12 protein-coding genes are annotated in these 22,482 nt (G+C 64.5%); 11 read left to right on the top strand and 1 reads right to left on the bottom strand.

Features of this window, described 5'->3' with window-relative positions; translation table 11 throughout:
• The 3 genes from RAS12_RS00130 to RAS12_RS00140 all read left to right on the top strand — a co-directional run bounded on the left by RAS12_RS00130 (nt 1) and on the right by RAS12_RS00140 (nt 1,831).
• Complete coding sequence (locus RAS12_RS00130) at nt 1-783, top strand: aldolase (RefSeq protein ID WP_306951693.1); 783 nt, start codon at nt 1-3, stop codon at nt 781-783.
• A gap of 78 nt (nt 784-861) precedes the next feature.
• Nucleotides 862-1,416: a helix-turn-helix domain-containing protein gene (locus RAS12_RS00135; protein WP_306944276.1), complete on the top strand. Its 555-nt coding sequence runs from the start codon at nt 862-864 to the stop codon at nt 1,414-1,416.
• Between the two features lie 49 nt (nt 1,417-1,465).
• On the top strand, nt 1,466-1,831 hold the full coding sequence (locus RAS12_RS00140) for a cupin domain-containing protein (RefSeq protein WP_306944278.1): 366 nt from the start codon (nt 1,466-1,468) through the stop codon (nt 1,829-1,831).
• A gap of 10 nt (nt 1,832-1,841) precedes the next feature.
• Here RAS12_RS00140 and RAS12_RS00145 read toward each other — a convergent pair whose 3' ends face one another.
• Nucleotides 1,842-2,201, bottom strand: coding sequence for a hypothetical protein (locus tag RAS12_RS00145; protein WP_306944280.1), 360 nt, complete (start codon nt 2,199-2,201; stop codon nt 1,842-1,844).
• Between the two features lie 239 nt (nt 2,202-2,440).
• Between RAS12_RS00145 and RAS12_RS00150 the strand changes: the two genes are divergently transcribed.
• From RAS12_RS00150 to RAS12_RS00185, 8 genes are all read left to right on the top strand, one after another.
• Complete coding sequence (locus tag RAS12_RS00150; RefSeq protein WP_306944282.1) at nt 2,441-3,121, top strand: STN domain-containing protein; 681 nt, start codon at nt 2,441-2,443, stop codon at nt 3,119-3,121.
• Nucleotides 3,111-3,686, top strand: coding sequence for an RNA polymerase sigma factor (locus RAS12_RS00155; protein ID WP_306944283.1), 576 nt, complete (start codon nt 3,111-3,113; stop codon nt 3,684-3,686). The genes RAS12_RS00150 and RAS12_RS00155 overlap by 11 nt, the downstream gene beginning before the upstream one ends.
• Nucleotides 3,677-4,648: a FecR family protein gene (locus RAS12_RS00160; protein ID WP_306944286.1), complete on the top strand. Its 972-nt coding sequence runs from the start codon at nt 3,677-3,679 to the stop codon at nt 4,646-4,648. The genes RAS12_RS00155 and RAS12_RS00160 overlap by 10 nt, the downstream gene beginning before the upstream one ends.
• 111 nt (nt 4,649-4,759) lie before the next feature.
• Nucleotides 4,760-17,341 (top strand): filamentous hemagglutinin family protein, encoded by a 12,582-nt coding sequence (locus tag RAS12_RS00165; RefSeq protein WP_306944288.1) that lies wholly within the window; start codon nt 4,760-4,762, stop codon nt 17,339-17,341.
• A 359-nt stretch (nt 17,342-17,700) separates the two neighbouring features.
• Nucleotides 17,701-19,356, top strand: a complete 1,656-nt coding sequence (locus RAS12_RS00170; RefSeq protein ID WP_306944291.1) for a ShlB/FhaC/HecB family hemolysin secretion/activation protein — start codon at nt 17,701-17,703, stop codon at nt 19,354-19,356.
• Nucleotides 19,357-19,393: 37 nt separating this feature from the next.
• Nucleotides 19,394-21,310: a DUF2341 domain-containing protein gene (locus RAS12_RS00175; protein ID WP_306944293.1), complete on the top strand. Its 1,917-nt coding sequence runs from the start codon at nt 19,394-19,396 to the stop codon at nt 21,308-21,310.
• Nucleotides 21,311-21,319: 9 nt separating this feature from the next.
• On the top strand, nt 21,320-21,739 hold the full coding sequence (locus tag RAS12_RS00180; protein ID WP_006222018.1) for an ExbD/TolR family protein: 420 nt from the start codon (nt 21,320-21,322) through the stop codon (nt 21,737-21,739).
• A gap of 17 nt (nt 21,740-21,756) precedes the next feature.
• On the top strand, nt 21,757-22,470 hold the full coding sequence (locus tag RAS12_RS00185) for a TonB C-terminal domain-containing protein (RefSeq protein ID WP_306944299.1): 714 nt from the start codon (nt 21,757-21,759) through the stop codon (nt 22,468-22,470).
• The last annotated feature ends 12 nt before the right edge of the window (nt 22,471-22,482 follow it).

The following is a 22,482-nucleotide window of genomic DNA, read 5'->3' on the forward strand; positions in this document are numbered from 1 at the left end:
ATGACCGATACGATGCACCTGGGTAAAGACGAACTGATTGCGCGCGCGCAGGCCGAGATGCAGCGCCAGTTCGATACTCCGCAATGGAGTTTGCGAGAGCGTCTGGCGCTGACTTGCCGCATTCTGTTCGACGGCGGGCATGACTCCGGGCTGGCCGGCCAGATTACGGCGCGCACGGACGAACCCGGCCGCTATTACACGCAGCGCCTGGGACTCGGTTTTGATGAAATTTCGGCCAGCAATCTGCTGGTGGTCGACGAGGATCTGCGCGTGCAGGAAGGCGGCGGCATGCCCAACCCGGCCAACCGCTTTCATTCGTGGATCTATCGCGCGCGTCCCGATGTGAATTGCATTATTCACACGCATCCGCTGCACGTGGCGTCGTTGTCGATGCTGGAGGTGCCGCTGGAAGTTTCACATATGGACAATTGCACGCTGTATGACGACGTGGCCTTCCTGAAGGAATGGCCGGGCGTGCCCGTGGGCAATGAAGAGGGCGTGACTATTTCGGCGGCCCTGGGCGACAAGCGCGCTATCTTGCTGTCGCATCACGGAATGCTGATTGCGGCCGGGTCAGTTGAAGAGGCTTGTGTGCTGGCGTTGCAATTCGAACGAGCGGCGCGGATGCAATTGCTGGCAATGTCAGCAGGCAAGATTCAGCCCATACCGCCGGCGCTGGGCCGCGAAGCGCATGACTGGATTCTGACGCCCAAGCGCTCGCAGATAGGGTTTTCCTATTACGCCCGGCGCGCGCTGCGCAACCATCCGGACGTGCTGGCCTGAAAGGGGGTAGGGGCGGGCCGCTCGACGGCGGCCCCGGTTTCGGGCATCCTTACCGGTCGCCTTTTCGACCTTTAGCCCATGATCGACCTGCCGCACCGCCTACGCACCTTGCGCCGCCAGCAAAGCCTGTCTTTGGAACAGCTGGCGCAGCGCACGGGCCTCACTAAAAGCTACCTGTCCAAGCTCGAACGGGGTTTGAGCGAGCCGTCGATTTCGACGGTGCTGCGCCTGTCCGAAGCCTATGGCGTGGGGGTATCGCAGTTGGTGGGGGCAGATGACGCCACGCAGGACGAAGTGGTCAGCGTGGTGCGCGTGGCGGACCGCGAGGCCCTGCAACGCGGGGGACTGGGCAGCGAATATCATTATGAATCGCTGGCTGGGCGTCGCAAGGTCAAGGCGATGGAGCCCTTTGTGGTGCATCCGCCCCGCGAATTTCCCGACGCTGCCGCGGTGTTTCCGCACCCGGGCGAGGAATTTCTGCTGGTGCTAAAGGGCGCCATCGAGGTCCATGTGGGCGAACGCCAGTTCCGCTTGGAAACTGGCGATTCCGTCTATTTTGACTCGGAATTACCCCACCGCATGCGCACCGTCAGCCGCGCCATGGCCGAGGTCCTGGTGGTGGCGGCGCACTGAATATCAGCGGCCCGGCCGTCAAAGATCCATAACGATAAGCAGGATTCCCATGAAACATGATCAGTCGCGGCTTGTCCGCATCGATGCCGGTCCGTTGAAAAATCCGGTGCCCGGCAAGCCCCGCCGCCCGATTTCGGGCGATGCCGCTTTTTTGACCGTGACGGCTTTTGAAGGCAACGCGGGCAAGGCGGAAGCCGGTGTGTGGGAAAGCACCGCAGGCACCTTCCAGTCCAACACCACGGGTTACATCGAGTTCGGCTATATCGTCGAGGGCGCTGCGCGTCTGGTGGACCCGGACGGCACCGTGCACGAGCTGACGGTGGGCGAAGCCTTCGTCATGCCGGAAGGCTATACGGGCCGGTGGGAAGTGGATCAGTTCGTGAAGAAGATCTACTTTATTTCGCGCACGGCTTGAACTGCTGCGCTTAGGGCGCGGGCCGCTGCGGATAGGCGGATGTGCCAAAGGTATTGCCCATGCGGTTGCCGATTGTGGCAGGCGTGGGCAAGCCCATCTGATTGGGCGGCCGCTGCGTGATGGCTTCCGAACCCAAGGTGGCTGGCGGCCTCGGGGCGGCGTCTGGCGCCATTTTCTGATTCAGACAGTCATAGGACAAGGCGCGGTAGCCATTGACCTCGGTGTCGATGCACGCGCTGCTGGCGCCCGTACTGGGCGCCGTGCGCGTTGCTGCGGCTGGCTCGGTTTCCGCTGCAGAAAGCGGCGTGGCGGCCAGCGCCATCCATAACATCAGACGAGCGCCGCGGACGGCCAGGGGCACTGTGCGCATGCGCGCTCCTTGGTGAAGATTTTGCATATCCAGCCTGATACGGCCAGATTGATCGGCACAGTATAGGGACGCGGCGGACGCGGCAGGTGACCGTTGCGTGTCGGTGTGGCGCGTCAAACGTATTCCATGTCACGAATGCGTCATTCAGCGCATCTAGCATGGCGGCTTTTGGTGAGGACGGGCGTGCAGACGCCCCCTACGGCAGCCATGTCAGGCAAATTCCACACACGTTCGGCTTCATGACCGGCCCCCTGAAGGGCTGCGGTATTGCGCTGCGCGCCTGTCTGGCGCTGGGCCTGTTTACCTGGGCGGCGGCAGGCTGCGCGGAGCCGCCGCCTCGCCCTATCGCGTTCGCCATTGCTGCGCAGCCGCTGGCGCAGGCGCTGGCCGAATACAGCCTGGCCAGCGGCTTGACCGTATTGGTCGACAGCGCCTTGACCGAAGGCCGTCATGCGCCCGCCGTGGTGGGCAATTATTCCGCGGGCGATGCGTTGCGCAAGCTGCTGGCGGGTTCGTCGTTGGCCATCCGCTATGCCAGCCGTCAGTCCTTTACATTGGTGGCGGAGCCGGGCCGGTCGGCACAGGATGCTGCCCGCCAGAGCAAGCGCCTGCGAGATACACAATACGCCACGCAGTTGCAGGCGGCCGTGAAGCGCGCCTTGTGTGCGGCCAGAGGGGCCGAACCTGGCAGCTATCGGGCGCTGGTGCAGCTGTGGTTTGACAAGGCCTGGAGCGTAAGCCGGATCAGTTGGGTGACCAGCACGGGGTCGCCGCGTTTGGACGGCCGCCTGGAAGCGGCTTTGCGCGGCGTGGCCGTGGGGCCAATGCCCGCGGGCATGCCGCAGCCGGTGACGTTGCTGTTGGAACCCCGCAGCGCGGGTGATTGTGATGCGATGGCGGGAGCGGGCCGTGCGGGATAACCCTCCGGATAGATCGCTACGCGCTTTGTTTCTTGAGCGCTATAACGATTTTCGCAGTCAGCTCAAGCGGCGGCTGGGTTCCGAAGATCTGGCGCATGACGCTATGCAGGAAGCCTATTTGAAAGTGAACGATATGCCTGCCAGCGCGTCGATCCAGCAGCCGGCGGCCTATCTGTTCCGCGTGGCTTTGAATATTGCCGAGGATCAGCGCCGCCGGGATTCCCGGCTGCTGACCGGCGTCGAAATCAGTGAACTGATCCATATTACGGACGAGGCCGCCGACCCCGCGCGTATCGCGCAGGGCCGCAGCCAGATTGATGCGTTCCGGCGCGCGTTGCGGCAATTGCCCGAGCGCACGCAGCAAATGTTGCTGGCGGCGCGCGTGCAAGAACTGCCGCACGCGGAAATCGCGCGGCGTTATGGCGTGTCGGAGCGCATCGTTTCCAAAGAACTCAAGCGCGCGTTGGAGCATTGCGGGCGGGAGCTGGAGGCGGCGGGTAACGCCGTAACCATCCCGCCGCCTGCGGGGCGGGCACCGCATCAGGACGAAGAACCATGGCGCTGACGATGATCATGCCCCGAAATAAAAAGAACCAGGACGCGATGGCCCGGGATGCACGCGCGTGGTTGCTATGCCTGACCTCGGGCAAGGCGACGGAAGCCGACGCCAACGCGTTTAAAGCCTGGTTGCGCGCCGATCCTGCGCACGAAGCGGCATTCGCCGACCTGAAGCGGGTCTGGCAGGGATTGGGTCCCGCAGTGCAGGAAGAATGCGCAGCGCGCGCCCATGATCGATCTCGCAAGCCTGTCATCACGGGACGGCGGGCGTTTTTGGGCGGCGCGCTGGCGGCCTCTGCCGCCTATCTGGCATTCCGGCCGCCACTGGGCTTATGGCCCAGCGTGGATGGCCTGAGCGCCGACTACCGTACGGCAACCGGCGAGCAACGGCGCGTGGCGTTGAGCGATGTGCTGGAAATGGAACTGAATACGCAGACCCGCGTGAATGTCAGCGCCACATCTCAAGGTAGAACCGTCATTGAATTGGCGGAAGGCGAGGCCGAGATTCATAGCGGGGCGGCCATAGCCGACGTGGTGGCCGGCAGCGGCCGGATCACGGCGCGCGATGCCCGGTTCAATGTGCGCTATATCGGGGGCGAGGCGCGCTTGTGTTGCTTGTCGGGCACGTTGCGGCTGGTGCATGCGCAGGGGGTATTTGATGTCGTCGCTAACCGCGAACTGCGCTATGACGATGCTCGCGTGCAGCCTCCCGTCAAGGTAGATCCCGACTTGGTGAGCGCTTGGCGCCAGGGTTGGCTGGTGTTTGAGCAGCAACCGCTGGCGCAAGTGGTGGATGAACTGAATCGTTACCGCAAAGGCCGTCTGGTGTTGATGAATGCGCAGCTGGGCAAGCGGATCGTGCAGGCCCGGTTCTCGCTGGCGCAAGTGGCTGATGCTGAACGTCTGATTCGTGACGCCTACGGGGCGCGGGTGACGCATTTGCCCGCAGGCGTAGTGCTGCTGTCTTGATCGCCGTTTCCGCCAATTGTTTGATGAATTATTTGTGACAGGGTTCTGGTCGGCATTTTTCCATCCGTCTGTCTTGTTCTAGGTGACGAACACGCGCGATTGGAACAAGGGATGGCGATCATGCAGGCACAGATGTCGGGAATGGGTGGCAAGAAATTCAAGGCGCGCACGCCGGGGCGTGGACGTCCGCAGTGGCGTCCGACACCACTGTCCCAGGCGGTGACGGCACTGTTGATCGCGGGTAGCGCCAGCGGGGCGGCCCACGCGCAGTCTCGCGCTTTCAGTCCTGGCTGGTTTTCCGACAAGAATGCCGTGCAATCGACCGCCCAGCGCACGGGGCGAATGCCCGATGGCAGTCTGGCCGGTATTGGCAACAGCGCGCGGCAGCAACAGCAGTCGCGCCAGCAATTGCAGCGTTCGCTGGACAACCTGAATCGCACGGCGGCTGCGGTGGCGGCGCAACAGGCCGCCCAGTCCGCGGCGCGCGCCGCAGCGGCGGCTGCCAGTGGCAGCGACGTGCCGGACGGGCTGGTAGAGGGCGGCCTGTGGGCGGCCCAAGGCGCGCAAGCCAAATGGGAGGGCGCCAAGGCGGCCAAACCCGGCACCGAAGGCGGCCGCCAGACCGTCACCATCGAACAGACGCAATCGCGCGCCATCCTGAATTGGGACACCTTTAACGTCGGCCGCAACACGACCGTGCAGTTCAAGCAGGGCGCGGACGATGCCGTGCTGAACCGAGTGGTGGGCGCTTCCGCCAAGCCCAGCCAGATCCAAGGTGCGATCAAGGCCGATGGCACCGTGCTGGTGGTGAACCAGAACGGCGTCATTTTCACGGGCACGAGCCAGGTCAACGTGCGTAATCTGGTCGCGGCTGCGGGCACCATCAGTGACGCGCAATTTCGCGAAAAAGGCTTGTACGTTGATAACGGCGCGCAACCGACCTTCCAGGCGGCGATGGGCGGAGTGGAAGTCCAGGCCGGCGCGTTGATCCAGACAGCGGCATCCACGACTTCCACCACGGGCGGCGGTTATGTGTTGCTGTTGGGCAAGGAAGCCACGAATGCTGGCTCGATCAACACGCCGGGCGGCCAAGCTTTGCTTGCAGCTGGCGATAGCTTTGTGATCAAGCGCGGCCAAGGCACATCAGGCAATTTGTCGTCCACGACCAAGGGCAACGAGGTCACTCCTGCGGGCACGGCCGGCAAGGTAGTGAACACGGGTCTGATCCAGGCGGCCACGGGCGACGTGACGTTGGCCGGCGCGGACGTGGTGCAGAGCGGTGTATTGCTGTCGAGCACGTCGGTGGACACGCGTGGCACGGTGCATTTGAATGCGACGGGCAAGGCCGGCAAGATCACTATGTCGGAAGGCAGCACGACGGCCATCTTGCTGGATCGCAGCGGCGCTTTGGCTCTGGACAGCCAGCGCGATGGCTTGCGCGTGCCGTTGGGTGCGCAAACTGATTCGGCCCTGATGCCCGCAGGCGCTGACCGGCGTGAGCTGTCCCGGGTTGAAATCTACAGTACGGGCACCGTCGACTTTTCGGCGGGTTCCATCACGCTGGCCACTGGCGGGCAGATCGTGGTTCAGGCGGCGCAGCGCAGCTTGGTGCGTGAGGGTGCGGTTCTGGATGTGGCGGGCGCGGTGGGTGTGCCGGTCGCCATGGAAAACAACAACATCAAGATCAACGTACAGGGCAACGAGCAGCGCGATGCGCCGATCAATCGTGATGGCGGCAAGCTGAACAACAACGATGTCTGGGTCGATCTGCGCGATCTGGTGCTGGTGCCAGCGGGCACGAATGGATATGCCTCCGACCGCTGGTACACCGCAGGCGGTTTGCTGGAAGTCAGCGGCTATCTGGGTACGCAAGGCCACGCCGTCAATGAATGGATGGCCCAGGGCGGCAATGTGGAATTCACTGGCGGCGATGTCGTGACGCGCGCCGGTTCGCAGATCAACGTATCGGGCGGCACGCTGGATGTGCAGGACGGCATGATCCGGCAGACGTGGCTGCGCGGCGCGGACGGCCGGCTATACGACGTGTCCAGAGCGCCTGGTGATCTGGCCTACACCGGTCTGTACAAGGGTTACGAGGCGCATAGCGAGCGCTGGGGCCAGACACGCTATTTCTACAATCCGCTGATTGCGCCGCAGGAACGTTTCGAGACCGGTTACACGGTGGGCCGAGATGCCGGCAGATTGGTCATCGGCACAAAAAGCGCCGTGCTGGAAGGCGAGTTGCTTGGCCAGACTTACCAGGGCGAGCGCCAAAGCGCTGCCGCGCAGGCCGGCCTGGACGGCTATCAGCAATCGCAACGGGCGGCGGCACGCGGTGCGCAACTGGTGGTAGGCACCTATACGCCTTACTACGTCAAGAGCACGGGCGCGCTGCAATATGCGTTGGGACGGTCCGACGATACGATCCAGCAAGTGCTGCTGTCCGATCAAGTGGCCGCCATTGCTGCGGGTCTGGATCTGAGTACCGCGCTACCCGAGGACCGGGCAGGCATCCTGCATCTGGATACGGCCTTGCTGAATAGCTTCGGGCTGGGCACGATCAAGATAGCTGCCCAAGACATCAAGGTGCAGTCCGATCTGGCTGTAGCGCCCGCAGGCGACATCACGCTGTTCGCGGACAGGGTAACGGTGGATGCCACGCTGACCGCGCGCGCAGGCAGCATCCGGTTGGGCAATGTGTTGAATCAGGCGGCAGCCTCGGGCGCAGGCGACGTCTATGCCGGCGTCAGCGCAGAGGGGGAAGGGCTGGCGCTGACGTCTCGTGCGCGTTTGAACGCAGCGGGCATGTGGACCAATCTTGCCGCGTCGCCGGAGCGGACCGCAGGCTTGCCTTACTTGAATGGAGGCTCGGTTTCCATACGCGGCAGCGGAGATGTCAGCCTGGATGCGGGCAGCGTGATTGACGTCAGTTCGGGCGCGGCGTTGGGGGCCAAGAACAAGTTGACGGGCGGCAAGGGCGGCAACACGACGATTGAAACCGTTGCGGCAAGCACAGGAGAGAGCGGCACACTGAGCCTTGGGGCCGAGCTGCGTGGTTATGGCGTGAACGGCGGCGGAACGCTGGCCGTCACGGCAAAGAAAATAATCCTGGGTGGCGAGCAAGCGGATGTGGCAGAGGGTGTGCTGGCCTTGGCGACGCCCTTCTTTCAACAGGGATATTCGCGCTATCAACTGACCGGCCTTCAAGGCTTGGCGGTGGCCGACAACGCCCGCATTGACGTCTTGATGCCGGTCTATCAGCCCGTACCTGGGGCCGCCGGTTTGCTGACTGGCACGGAACCGTCCGCGGCCTTGCAGGCCTGGCTGCCGTCTGTTTATCAGCACGACTCCGTGGCAGGAACGGTGACGCAGCGGCGCGGCGCCAGTCTGTCGCTGCAAAGCGGCCGCAACCTTGCCGCGATGGGCGTCGACACCGATGCAGAGTTGAAGGTGGGCAGCGGCGCACAGGTGAATGTGGACCCAGGCCAATCCATTCAGTTGCGCGGAGCGGGCCAGATCACGGTGTTGGGCGCGTTGACGGCGGCGGGCGGCAAGATCGATATCCGCCAAGTGCGTGTGGGCGAGCTCGATGTGGCCGAGTCCTTTGAGACCGCCGTTGGCGAGGTCCATAACCGGTCGATCTGGATTGGCGAGCAGGCCGTGCTGAACGTGGCCGGGCGTGCGGAAACAGGCGTGGACAAGGACGGCCGCCGTTATGGTCTGGCGGACACCGGTGGCGTCATCGTGATTGGCGGTGAAATCAATCATGACCGGGCAACCGCGACGTCTGCCGATGCGTATGTGATCGTCCGGCCGGGCGCTGTGCTGGATGCGTCTGGCGCTGGGGCGGTCGTGGATGTGAACGGTGTGGGTCCTGTCCAGCTGAATCGTGATGGCGGGAGAATCTCGCTAAGCTCGTACAACGGCTTGCACCTGGACGGCACGTTCATTGCGCGCGCAGGCGGCGCGAATGCGTCGGGCGGCACGTTGGACATCGCGCTGGAATCGCCCTTGTACCGAACCTGGGGCGACCACCTTGCCAGCGTGGACGTGCAGGTGCCGCGCGAGCTGGTGCTTGCATCGGGGGCAGGCGGCGCCGCCTTGGGCTCGGACCTGAAGCCGGGCGAGGCCGCAAGCGGCCTGCGTTACGGACAGACCCGGCTGGATACCACGCGCCTCTTGGCGGGCGGCGGCTTTGATCATCTGGGGCTGCTGTCCAACGGCTTGATATCTTTCGACGGCGATGTCAACGTTGCCGTGCCGCAAAGTCTGCGGCTGTATGCCGGCGCCTATTCGCTGGCGCCAGATGCCGACGCGCAAACCAGCGCGCACCTGGCGGCATCGTATGTGCGCTTGTCAGGCATGGGTAAATACGCCGCCACCAACGGTGTGCTGCGGCCGCGCGTGTTGTTCGGTGATGCAGCCGAGGTGGGGGCAGGCGCGCTTACCGTGCAGGCTGGAAACCTGCTTGAAATCGGCAACAGCTTGTCTTTCGGTACGCAGGGCACGATCAACCGCAGTGTGGGCGGGCTGCTGTCCGTGGCCCGTTCGGGGTTTGACCGGGTGACGCTGAGTAGCGGGGGGGACCTGCGCTTTTTAGCCCAAAACGATAACGAGCCGCGCACCAGGGTTTGGACCCGAGGTGACCTGGACCTGATCGCCGCGCAGATCTATCCGACGACTGGCGCCGAGGCGGAAGTGCTTGCGGGCTATATGCGCACGGCGGGCGGCACTCAGATCTTCGATCCGGATCGCACATTGCGAGTGGGCCGGCACCCGGGCGCAACGGACGCTTTGCCTCCGGTGCCGTATTCGGCATTCGGACAACTGCGTCTGGCCGCAGCCACAGTGGAACAAGGCGGCGTATTGCGAGCCCCCTTGGGCGCGATTGTGCTGGGCGACATGGGGCTGTTGATGGGCACCAAACGCCTGACCTTGTTGCCGGGCAGCGTTACATCCGTCAGCGGCGCCGGTCTGGTGATGCCGTATGGCGGTACCACTGACGGCGTGTCCTATAAATTCAAGGGAGCGGACGTCTCCTTGGTTGGCGTGGGCGGCGCACTTGGCCTGGACGGGGCTGCCTTCCTGCGGACGGGCATTACGCTGGGCTTCCGCGATGTAGATGCGCTTGCCGGCTCGGTACTGGATTTGGCGGGCGGTGGTGAACTGACCGGTGCGGGGTTTGTTGCTGGCCGTGGCGGCTCTGTCGATGCGCGTTACGCGCCGCTGGTTCGCATGAATCCCAAAGGCGGCTTTACCTTGCCTGGATTGGCTAGCAACCCGGTCTACGCCATTGTGCCGGGCGCGCAGCCGGCCTATGCGCCGGTGGGCGGCGAGGTAGGCGCGTCGGCATCTGCCGTGGGCCAGCAGATCACGCTGGGCGCGGGCGTGCCCGGATTGCCAGCAGGCACCTACACCTTGATGCCCTCTACCTACGCTTTGCTGCCTGGCGCGTTCCGCGTCGAGATCAATGGCAGCGCGGCCGCCGGCGCGGCCGTGACGCCGATGCAGATGCGCAATCAATCGTGGGCGTCCAGCGGCACGCTGTCCCGCTCGGGCACCAACGTGGTGAATAGCCTGGCCAGTTCGGTCATTCTGACGCCGGCCAATGTGTTGCGCACCTTGTCGCAATACAACGAGATGAGCTACGCCAACTTCGTGGCGGCCGACGCCGTGACGCGCGGCGTGCCGCGCGCCATGCTGCCCGCAGATGCGCGCACGTTGCGGCTGGCCATCCACCCAGGTTCCGAGGATGCGCAAGCGCTGCGCTTTGAGGGCCTGGCGGATTTCAAGGCCGCAAAGGGCGGTTTCGGCGGGGCGGTGGCGCTAAACGGAGGAAGCTCGACGGTAGAGATCCTGGCGGCAGGCCAGTCGCCCACGGCAGGTTTCGCAGGTATTTCGGTGCAGGCGGATGCGTTGACAGCGCTGGGGGCGAGCCGGCTCGTGATCGGCGCCTTGCCGGTTGTGACGTACGGGCAGGGCGGGCGCTTCTATACCTTCCAGGCCGCCGCGAATGAGGTAGTGATGCGGGCCGGGGCGCAACTGACCGGGCCAGAAGTGTTGATCTCCTCGCGAACGATCGAACTTGAGGCTGGCGCCGGGATTTCAACCTTGGGCCAAGGCGTGCCGTCAGTGGATTCGTCCAGCGGCTATGCGTTCCAACCCGGCTCCAGCAGCCTGCTGGCCGTATCGAATGGCCGTCTGGATGTGTTGGCGCCGAGCGCGCAGGCATCCGGCGCGATTCGCATCGGAACGTGCGCAGCGCAGCCCTGCCAAGGCGTGACGCGTCTGTACTCGGAAGGCACCATCGCCGCCGCCACCGATGGCGCGTTTGATCTGGGCGAGCAGGTGCGCTACGGCACTCGCAACCTGGCGCTGGCGGTTGGCGCCGTGAATGCGGGCACCGCCGATGCGCTGGCGCAAGCGGCCGCGCTCGGGATTCTGCCCAGCGGGCTGACGTTGAATCAAGACATCTTGGGCCGCTTGCTGCGCGGTGATACCAGCGTAGGCGCGCCCGCGCTGGAAGTGTTGACGCTGACCGCCCGCGACTCCATGAACTTCTATGGCACGGTTGCGCTCGATACGCGTGATCCGGTCACCGGCAAATACAGCCTGGCCACGCTGGCACTGGGTACGCCCGCCATCTACGGCTACGGCGAGGCGGGCGACGAGGCCAGCATTCGTACTCAAAACCTGATCTGGAACGGCGCGACGCAGGCGCCGGGCGCCGTGGTGGCGGACGGGCCAGGCACTGGCCGGGGCACGCTGCGCATCGACGCCGAACGGATCGAATTCGGTTATGCCCAAGGCGCGCAGCCCAGCGGCCTGGACGACAACGCCCGGTTGGCGCTTGGCTTTGCCAGCGTGAATCTGAACGCCAGCGACCGTATTACCTCGAACCATCGCGGCAGCCTGGCCGTATATCAATCGCAAGGCGCGTTCGACAGCGCTACGGGCAGCTACGCCTACCGCGGCGGCAACCTGAATCTGAACACGCCTTTGCTGACCGGAGGGGCGGGCTCCGTCAATCGTATGACGGCGGGCGGCGACGTGCTTGTGGCTGCAATGCCGGGAGTGCAAACGCCAATAGTGCAGGACCTGGGGGCGGAGGTGAGCCTTGCAGGGGCGAACGTTCGAGTCGATGGCAAGATTGTGCTGCCCAGCGGCAAGCTCACGTTGCAAGGCCGCGATAGCGTGGTGCTGGCGAGCGCATCGCAGGTGGATGTATCGGGCCGGGTCATCGCATTTAACGATGCGCTGCGCTTCAGCTGGGGCGGCGATGTGATCCTGGAGAGCATCCAGGGCAGCATCCGGCAAGAAGGCGGCGCGCTGATCAATCTGTCTGCGCAGGAAAACAATGCAGGCAGTCTGCGAGCGGATGCCCTGTCTGCCACGGCGGGTGTGGTGGATCTGCAAGGCCGCATCCAGGGCGTCAGCTCGGGGTATTACGATGCGGGCGGCACTACCGTGCCTTACCGCGCCGGCAGCATCGATATCCGTGCGCAGCGCCTGGGTGCGCCCGGCGCCCTGAGCACCGATTTCGATGCCCTGAACCAGCGCTTGAATGACGGTGGCGTGACGGGTGCGCGCAGCTTCCAGATCAAACAAGGCAACCTGGCCATAGGCAGCACGCTGCGAGCCAACGACATCAATGTGTCGATCGATAGCGGCAGCCTGACCGTTGCCGGCCTGGTGGATGCCAGCGGTGAGCGCGTGGGCCGTATTCGACTGGCCGCGCGTGACGGGCTGACGGTGGCGTCCAATGGCGTGCTGGATGCCCATGGCACCGTGTTGCGTGTGGACAGCTACGGCAAGATCATTGACGCATCCAACCGCGCCGTGGTGGAACTGAATTCTGGCCGGGGCGTGTTGACCTTGGCCAATGGCGCGCGCATCGACCTGCGTCATGGCACCTCGGCCACGCTGGGCGCAGGCGCAGGGCAGCACGACGGCGCGTCGCGCGGCACTCTGGACTTGCTGGCGCCGCGTATCGACGCCGCAGGCAATGCGGGCATGAATGGCAGCGGTATTGCCGGCTCCGCCGCCAACTATGGCGATATTGCTGTCGAGGCTCGCGGGCCGGTGGTGATAGACGGCGCGAAATCCATCGCGCTCATTGCCACGCAGCGCTATGACGATGCGCGTACTGGCGATCCAGCCGATCGCGCGAACGGCCGCCAATATCAGATCATTGATCAGGCGTATCTGAAAACCTTGCACGACGACAGCACGGCGTTCATCGGCAACGCTCTGGTCAATGGCACTTTGATGAACGGCAAGCTGGCAGGGCTGAACAATGCCACCTACCGCGATGTGTTCCATCTGCGGCCGGGAGTCGAAATTGTTAGCAAGACGGGTGATGGCGATCTGGTCGTGCAAGGCGATCTGGACTTGTCGGGCTACCGGTACGCCAGCGTGAATCCGCATTCGCCCGTGACCTCGGCCTATGGTTCTGGCGAGGCAGGCGCGCTGACGATACGCGCCAAAGGCAATCTGGATGTGTATGGCAGCATCAACGATGGATTTGCGCCGCCTTCGGCTACGCCGGACGATGAGCACGGCTGGATACTGACGCCCGGCGCTCAACCGTTTGGCGGCGACGTGGTGTTGCCGCGTGGCGGGGTGCAACTGGCCGACGGTACTGAGTTTCCTGGCGGCAAGACGCTGAACTATCCGTTGCCTTTGCAGGCGACAACGCTGGCGGCAGGCACCCGGCTTCCGGTCCAGGCCGCGCTGAATCAGGAGTTGCCGCTGGCTGCGGGCACGGTGCTTGCGGGCGACGTGCGCGACTCGTCCGGCCAACTGTTGTATGCCGCAGGCAGCATTCTTAAACAAGCGGTGGTCCTGCCGGCCGGCGCGCTTTTGGGCGCAGGCACCTTGCTGACCGCAGGTACGTCCTTGCAGGCGTTCACCTGGCCCGCCAACGTCGCCTTGCCCAACCTGCACACCACGCAGGGTTATGAGCCGAACGTGCTGCTGATGGCGGGCACCATCACACTCAAGCAGGGCGCGCTGATTCCATCGCAGACCAAGCTGGTATTCCCGCAAGGCACGGACTATTACGAACTGCGCCCAGGCACGGCTGCGGATCAGCGGCGCAATTGGGCGGTGGCGCAGATGCTGCCTGCGGGTAGCCAGTCCTGGTCACTGCAATTGGTGGCGGGCGCCGATATGGACGCGGCAGATTCCCGCCGCGTGTTGACGGGGGCGAACGCGGGCAAGCTGACGCTGGCGGACACGCACTACAACGCCAGTCTGGCGGCGGGCGGTGGCCTGGTATGGAGCCCTGACGCTGAAAGCTCTGGCTATGAACCCGGCACGCCGGTGCCGGACGATATTGTTTGGCTGTGCGACGTAATGCCAGAGCTATGCATGGTGGACAGTAGCGGAGGTACTTCGGTGACAAGCCACGCGCAGAACTTCAGCGTATTGCGTACCGGCACCGGCGACCTGAATCTGGCGGCGGGCGGCGATATCAGCCTGATGTCGGCCTACGGCGTCTACACGGCGGGCACGCAATCCGCTGGCGTGGCGTCAGCCTATCAACTGCCGCGCGGCCGCTATACCAGCAACGTGCTGGGTGACGACCACACAACGACGTACGAACCCTTTGTGGCGGCTGGCACGGGTTATCAGGCGTGGTACCCGGAGGCCGGCGGCAACCTCAGCCTGTACACCGGAGGCGCTTTGCGCGGCGACGTGTGGGGCAAGACGACTGGCGGCAATTATGACTCGCGGGTGCTGGACCCCAGTGTCGGAATTGGCAATTGGCTGTGGCGCCAAGGGACAGGCAGCGCCAACGGCGGCGATACGCCGACGGCCTGGTGGATCAACTTTGGAACCTATACGCGCGCGCCGTCGGCATTCAAGGACAACACGCCTGTGATGACCGGCTTTACAGGTTTTGGCGCGCTTGGCGGTGGCAACATCAGCGTGCGTGTGGATGGCGATGCCGGCAATATCGAGTCGCGCGGTTCGATCAAAAACCCACGCAGTCAGGGTCTGATTGTGGCTGTGGGTAGCACCGGCCGCGTTGCGGCTGACGGCAGCATGACGCTGACGGGCGGCGGTGATATCGACATCCGCGTCGGTGGCGGCGTGAATCCCACACAAAGCGCACGCGGGTTGGTGTCGTCGGTGAACGGACCCACGCCGTATTACGGCGAACCTGCCTTGGACTTGCAAGGGGCGTTGATCAACCTGCGCGGCCACGTTCAGTTGTCGGGCGGTGCGGTCGGCGGGCTGGATCTGCGGTACGGCAACGAATCCACTCAACAGGATGCGAAGGACAGCCGCGGCTACGATCCTTACGTCTCCACGCAGGCCAGCGCCACGGGCGGCATAGTGCTGATTCCCGGCGACGCGGTCATCCGTCTGGATACGCGCGGCGATCTCGTCGTGGGCGGCGCCAGCGACCCCGGCCGTGTGGCGTTGCCGAACAGCACACCGTACCGTATGCCTGACGGCACGGTGCGGACCGGCGGCGGCTATAGCTGGTTCTCGATGTGGACGGAGAACACGGCTATTGAGCTCAATAGCGCGGGCGGCAATCTGACGCCCAGCCGCCAGACATCTCATAGCGCGCAGGGACTGGCGGTGCAGACGGGGCGCAACACGTCGGCGTCTGATGCCCGCTATCTCTATCCCTCTATCCTGCGAGCAACCGCTTACGACGGCAGCGTGTACGCGGGTGTGTCCGCAGGTTATCTGAATACCGAGGCGTCGGGCCTGCCCTACTCGCTGACGCTGGCGCCGGGCGCGCGCGGCCAGTTGGAAATACTGGCAGGCGAGTCGATCTACGCGGGCGGATACGCCATCAACCGGTCGGGCGCGGACCCGGCCAGCGTGGCCAATGTCCGGACGCCGGCTTTTGCGGGATACCTTTCGGAAGCCAACTCGAATACGGCTCTGAGCAATAAAGGCGCCAACGGCGTCGCTGGTGATCGTTATACCCACTTCCCGCTGTTCTACTTCAACGCACTGACGGCAAGCCCGGCCAGTTCCAATGCGGTCACGCGTCTGTATGCCCGCGACGGAGATATTGTCGGATTGCGCACGGGCGAAGCCCTGTTGATTACGCAGGGCCCTAACCTGGGGCAAACCTGGTACGAGGCGTCGGGTCCGGTCTGGATGATGGCGGGCCGCGATATCGTGGCTTCAGGCACCAACACGGGGACATTCACTGAAATTCCCACCACCTCCGGTTTCAACTTTGGCGGCAGCGGCGCGTCGGCGACGTCAACGGGCAATCTGTTCCTGCATCGCGACGCGCTGGATGTGTCGCGAGTGTCGGCGGGCCGCGACATTCTGTATAGCTCGTTCCAGGTTGCAGGCCCCGGGACTCTGGAGGTGTCCGCAGGCCGTAATGTGCTGATGGCGGATCGCGCATCCATCACCAGCCTGGGCGCAGTGATGCCTGGCGACCGCCGTCCGGGCGCGTCGATCGCCGTGCAAGCGGGGGTGGGCGCGAACGGGCCGGACTATGCGGGTTTCCTGAAGCGCTATCTGGAACCGGCGAACGCTGCCGATCCCAGCCGTCCGCTGGTGGATCAAGGGCTGGCGTTCAAGACCTATGACACCGAGCTGCTGCTGTGGCTGACGCAACGCTACGGCTTTACGGGCAACACGGACGACGCGCGTGCCTACTTTGCCGCCTTGCCTGCCGAGCAGCAACGTGTCTTCGCCCGGCAGGTGTATTTTGCCGAGCTGCGGTCAGGAGGCCGGGAATACAACGACAAGACCAGCCCGCGTAACGGCAGCTATTTACGGGGCCGTCAGGCCATCGCCGTGCTGTTCCCGGAAACGGCGCCGGGCGCGTATCAGGGCGATATCACCTTGTATGGCCCGGCAGGTATTCGCAGCAGCTTTGGCGGCGATATCCAGTTGATGACGCCGGGCGGCAAGCAGGTGTTCGGCGTTGAAGGCGTTGCGCCGCCCGCCACGGCCGGCATCATCACGCAAGGCGAGGGCAATATCCAGCTCTATGCGCTGGGTAGCATTCTGCTGGGTCAGAGCCGGGTGATGACCACCTTTGGCGGCGGTATTACCGCCTGGTCGGCGCAAGGCGATATCAACGCGGGCCGGGGCTCCAAGACCACCGTGCTGTATACGCCGCCCAAGCGCGTCTATGATGCAGTGGGCAACGTGACGCTGTCACCCAACGCACCCAGCACCGGCGCGGGCATTGCCACGCTGGCGCCGCTGCCTGAAGTGCCGCCGGGTGACGTGGATCTGTACGCGCCGCTGGGCACCATTGATGCGGGCGAGGCCGGTGTCCGTGGCTCTGGCAACGTCAACATCGCAGCCATGCAGGTGGTGAACGCGGCCAACATCAAGGCGCAGGGCGAAAGCGTCGGCGTACCGGTGACGGCTTCCGTCAATACCGGCGCGTTGTCGTCGGCCAGCGCTGCGGCGGCCTCGGCGGTCAACGCTGCGCAAGATTCTGCCCAGCGCTCGCAAAACGAGGCGCGGCAGAACCAGCCGTCGGTGATCAATGTGCAGATCCTGGGGTATGGAGAGGAACCGGTTGCGGGTCTAAGCCCCGCGCCGCAAAACAACGCCGCCACGGATACGCCTAAGTACGACGCCGCAAGCGCGGTGCAGGTGTTGGGCGCCGGCGCGCTGGTTGACGCGGAAATGCGGGGTCTGAGCCCGCAGGAAAAGCGCAAGCTGGCGATGCAGGAGGCCATGTAAGGAGCACGCAGGGCGCGGTTGACTAGAACCGAGCCCTGCGTCTTCGGCATTCCTGGCGCAGTAACCCTCCCGTCACGCAGTCATCCAGGCCGGCTATTGCCGGCCTTTTTTTTCGCGCCCGCAAACGCTACGGGCGTCATCTGCCGTAGCCAGACTGCCCCTACCCAAACCGCGCCGAATCTTTTTCATGAAGTTTTTCTTACAACGCGCGGTCTTCACCCTCCCAGTACGTCTAGTAACAAGCAGAAGCTGTTGGCGCAGGGTTGCGGGCCAAAACCGTAACAGGAATGTCGCAAGCGAGCTGCACGGTAGCGGCCGGTGTCGGGCCGGTCTTCACACAAGGAACTGAGTGCATCGCTATGCATGATTTCGAAAGTAGGGGTAGGGCGGCGCGCGCCATATTGCGTCGCGCGCCGCAAGCGTTGGTTCTGACGGCGGCCATCAACGTGGCCTGGGCGCAAGGGGCGCCGGCGCCCGAGCCGACGCAAGCGGCGCCCGCCGCCGAGGCAGGCGCCGCGGCCAGCCGCCGCGTCAATATCAACGAGTACATCGTGCGCGGCAACACCGTGCTGGAGGCCCGTGACATCGAACGCGCCGTCTATCCCTACCTGGGACCGGACCGCACGCTTGCCGATATTGAGTCGGCCCGCGAAGCCTTGCAGACGATCTACCAGGAACGCGGCTACCAGTCGGTCTATGTGGACTTGCCCGAGCAGCAGGTCGCCGACGGCATCGTTTTCCTGCAAGTGTCCGAGACCAAAGTCGGCCGCGTGCGGGTGGTGGGCGCCAAGCACTATTCGCCGCTGGCGATCCGCGACGAAGTGCCGGCCTTGCAGGAAGGCGCAGTACCCAACTTCAACAAGGCGCAAGCCGAGCTGACAGGTTTGAACAAGGGCGCCAGCCGCCAGGTTGTGCCTTTGGTCAAGGAAGGCCGTCTGCCGGGCACGATGGACGTGGACCTGAAAGTCGAAGACAAGAGCCCGTGGCATGCCAGCCTGGGTCTGAACAACGACTACAGCGCCGATACGACTCGTCTGCGCAGCACGGCGTCGCTGGGTTACGACAACCTGTGGCAGTTGGGGCATTCGGTCAGCCTGACGTTCTTTACCGCGCCGCAGGAAACGGACAACGCCAAGGTCTGGTCCGGCTCCTACTCCATGCCGCTGTCCAGCCGCTGGGGCCTGCAATTCTCGGGCTACAAGAGCGACAGCAATGTCGCCACCATCGGCGGCACCAATGTGCTGGGCAAGGGGTATTCCTTTGGCTTGTCGGCCATCTACACGATGGAGCCGCAGGGCGAATGGAACAACTCGCTGTCGGTCGGGCTGGACTACAAGAAGTTCGACGAAGCCACCCGTTTCGGCACGAACGTAGACGAGATTCCGATCAAGTACCTGCCGTTCACGCTGGGCTACAACGGCTACCGCTATTCCGAGTCGTCGCAAAGCAGCCTGGGCCTGTCCATTGTTGGCGCCAGCGGCTCCTTCTTCAATCAAGGCAGCGGCTGGAAGGAATTCGACGACAAGCGTTATCGCGCCAGCCCCAGCTTTGCGCTGCTGCGTGGTGACGGTACGCACACGCACAACCTGTTCGGCGATTGGCAACTGGGCCTGCGTGGTTCATTCCAGCTGTCGTCGGGCGCCCTGGTGTCCAACGAGCAGTTCTCGGCCGGCGGCGCGACCAGCGTGCGCGGTTATCTGGCCGCCGAACGCACGGGTGACGATGGTTTCCTGGGCTCGGTGGAATGGCGCACGCCGTCGCTGGCGCGTTGGCTGGGCAGCAATGTCAACGAATGGCGCTTCTACGCGTTTGCGGACGCCGCAACGCTGCGCCTGCGTGATCCGCTGCCTGAACAGGAATCCCGCCACTCGCTGGCCAGCGTCGGTCTGGGCACGCGCATGCAAGTGCTGGACTGGCTGTCCGGTTCCCTGGACTGGGGGTATCCGCTTAAAGACGGCCCCAACACCCGCAAACACGATCCTCGCCTGAACTTCAGCGTACGCGCCAGCTTCTGAGCGCACGCGAAAACATATTCATCCCGGAGTCCTAACCATGCAACGCCTATTGATGCTCCTACTGACCGTGCTGGCCGGCGTATTGCCGTCCGCCGCCAATGCCTGGTGGCAGCCAGACTGGCAGTACCGCAAGCAAATCACCGTGGACAGCACGCCGCAAGGCATGCCCCTGGGCGGCCCCGCCGGCCGCACGCCGCTGCTGGTGCGCCTGCATACGGGCAACTTCACCTTTGACGGTATCAACGAAAAAGGCGCCGACATTCGCTTTGTGGCGGCCGACGACCAGACCGTGCTGAATCACCAGCTGGAAGCCTTTGACCCCTTGCTGGGCATGGCCCTGGTGTGGGTGGATATGCCGGAAGTGGCCGACGGCCAGCGCCAGGATATCTGGATGTACTACGGCAACCAGAAGGCGCCCGCGTCGGCCAATGGCCAGCTGACCTTTGACCCGAACTACACGCTGGTCTATCACTTTGATGGCGCCGCTGGCGCCCCCCCGCGCGACACCACTGCCTACAGCAATCATGGCCAGACGCCGACGGGCGCTGCCGTGGATGGCGTAATCGGCCGTGCCGCGCAATTTGCCGGCGCCACGCCGCTGATGCTGCCTGCCAGCCCCTCGCTTGCCATTCCGGCTGCGGGCGCTTTCACGTTCAGCGCCTGGGTGCGTGCCGACCAACCCGCTGGCGAACAGCTGATCTATGCCCGCCGCGATGCCGGCAACGCGCTGCTGATCGGTATCAACCAAGGCGTGCCGTTTGTTGAGGTCAATGGACAGCGCAGCCAGCCCGGCCAGCCGCTGACGCCGGCGGCATGGCAGCATCTGGCCGTGACGGCCGATGGCAGCCAGGTCAATCTGTATGTGAATGGCCGCGCTTCGGCCTCGTTGGCCGCCAGCCTGCCGCCGCTTGCCACCACCGCAGCGCTCGGCGGCGATGTGCCTGCACCGGTAGCCGCGCCTGCGCCCGCCGCTGCGCCCGCTGCTGATGGCACGGTTCCGGCTGAAGCCGCCGTGGCTCCGCACCCGGTCTACGCGCCTTTTGTTGGCGCGATTGATGAAGTGCGTTTGTCCAAGGTCGCGCGTCCCGCTGCCCTGATCTACGCCGACGCCAGTTCGCAAGGCGCCGAGTCGCGTCTGGTGGCTTATGGCGCGGACGAAGAGCAGTCTGGCTTCGGTTTTGGCGGCATGGGCTTTCTGCTCAAGGCTGTGCCGATCGACGCCTGGATCATCATCGGCGTGCTGGTGCTGATGATGGTGCAGTCCTGGATCATCATGATCAAGAAGAGCCGCAACGTGGCTCGTGTTGCCCGCGCCAATGAGGTCTTCCGCGAATCGTTCGCCAAAGTTGGTCAACGTTTGGAACTGCTGGCTGATGATGCGGGTCTTGCCAAGCGCGTGGAACACGCCTCGCTGTGGCGTTTGTACCGCGTGGCCATCAATGAAATCCGCACGCGCCGTGCGCAAGGGGCCGACACCACGTCGATTTCCGCCGCCACGATCGAAGCAATCCGCGCATCTCTGGACGCCGTGCGCACCAAGGAAAACCAGGCGTTGGGCGCCAAGCTGGGCGTGTTGTCCAACGCGATTGCCGGCGGACCGTATATCGGCCTGCTGGGGACGGTGCTGGGCATCATGGTGGTGTTTCTGGGTACGGCCATGGCTGGTGACGTGAACATCAACGCCATCGCCCCGGGTATGGCGGCCGCCTTGCTGGCTACGGCCATGGGTCTGTTCGTCGCGATTCCTGCGCTGTTTGGCTACAACCGCCTGGTGTCGCGCAACAAAGAAGTCAGCGCTGATATGCGGGTGTTTGTCGATGAATTCGTCACGCGTCTGGCCGAAGTGCATGGCGAGACGCAGGCGCAGGAAGCCGCTCACCACCCCGCAATGCGCGCGCCGGCGGCCAGCGGCCAGCCCGTGCGCGATGCGCAACCTGCGCCCGCCGAGGCATAAGGAGCATCCATGGCTTCCGTATCCGCTTCCCAGGACGATGATGATGACGCACCCGTCGACGGCATCAACATTACGCCGCTGGTCGACGTGCTGATGGTTGTGCTGGTCATGTTCATCCTGACCGCCACCGCGCAGATCGCCGGCATCAAGGTCAACCTGCCCAAGGCCAGTTCCACGATGGCCCTGTCGCAGCCCAAGACCAAGGCAATTTCCGTCAACGACGCCGGCCAGGTTTTCCTGGACGCCTATCCGGTCACTCTGCCCGAGCTGGAAGACCGGCTGCGCACGGAGAAAGCGCTGAACCCCGACTTCCCGGTCATTGTGCGCGGTGACGCCGCCGTGCAATACCAGAAGGTCGTGGAAGTGCTGGATCTGCTGCGCCGCCTGGAACTCGCTCAGGTCGGGCTGGTTACCGGCAAGCCGCAATAGGGGCCGAGGCCAACGTCATGCCGCAACACGCATCCGATTCCCCGCGCGTCCCGCACCCGGCGCGCCGCTGGCTGAAGCTGGCGGCCGTCGCGGTGGCGGTAATGGTGGCGGCCTATGCGCTTTGGCGCTGGGCCAACGATATGTCCGGCGTCCGGCGCGATGCGCCCAAGGTGACGGCCATTATCCCGCTGCCGCCGCCACCTCCGCCGCCGCCCGAGCCCGAGAAACCGCCGGAGCCCGAGCAGCCCAAAGAAGAAGCCGTGGCAACGCCCGAACCCGAGCCGCTGCCTACGCCTGAGCCGCCCAAGCCGCAGGACGAGGCGCCGCCGCGCCCGTCTGACGATCTGGCCAACCCGATGCAGATCGACGGCGATGCGCAGGCTGGCAGCGACGCTTTCAACATTGGCGCTGGGCAAGGCAAGGGTATGTCGGGCGGTGGCGGCGGCCGTGCTGGGAACGCCACCTATAGCCAATACCTGGCCTATGCGCTGCAAAAGATCCTGCGCGACGACGAACGCACCCGCAATCTGACCTTCCGTCTGCAAGCCAACATCTGGCTCACGGCGTCGGGCCAGATCACGCGGGTCGAACTCACCCGCGGCAGCGGCGACGCCGATGTGGACGCGCGCGTGGTTGCCGCGTTGCGCGCCGTGCCGGGCCTGGATGAACGTCCGCCGGCCTCGGCCAGCATGCCCATACGCGCATCGCTGACCGGCCGTCGTCCTTCCTGATATTCCGAATAG

The organism is Achromobacter seleniivolatilans (assembly GCF_030864005.1).
Taxonomy (GTDB): Bacteria; Pseudomonadota; Gammaproteobacteria; order Burkholderiales; family Burkholderiaceae_B; genus Achromobacter; species Achromobacter seleniivolatilans.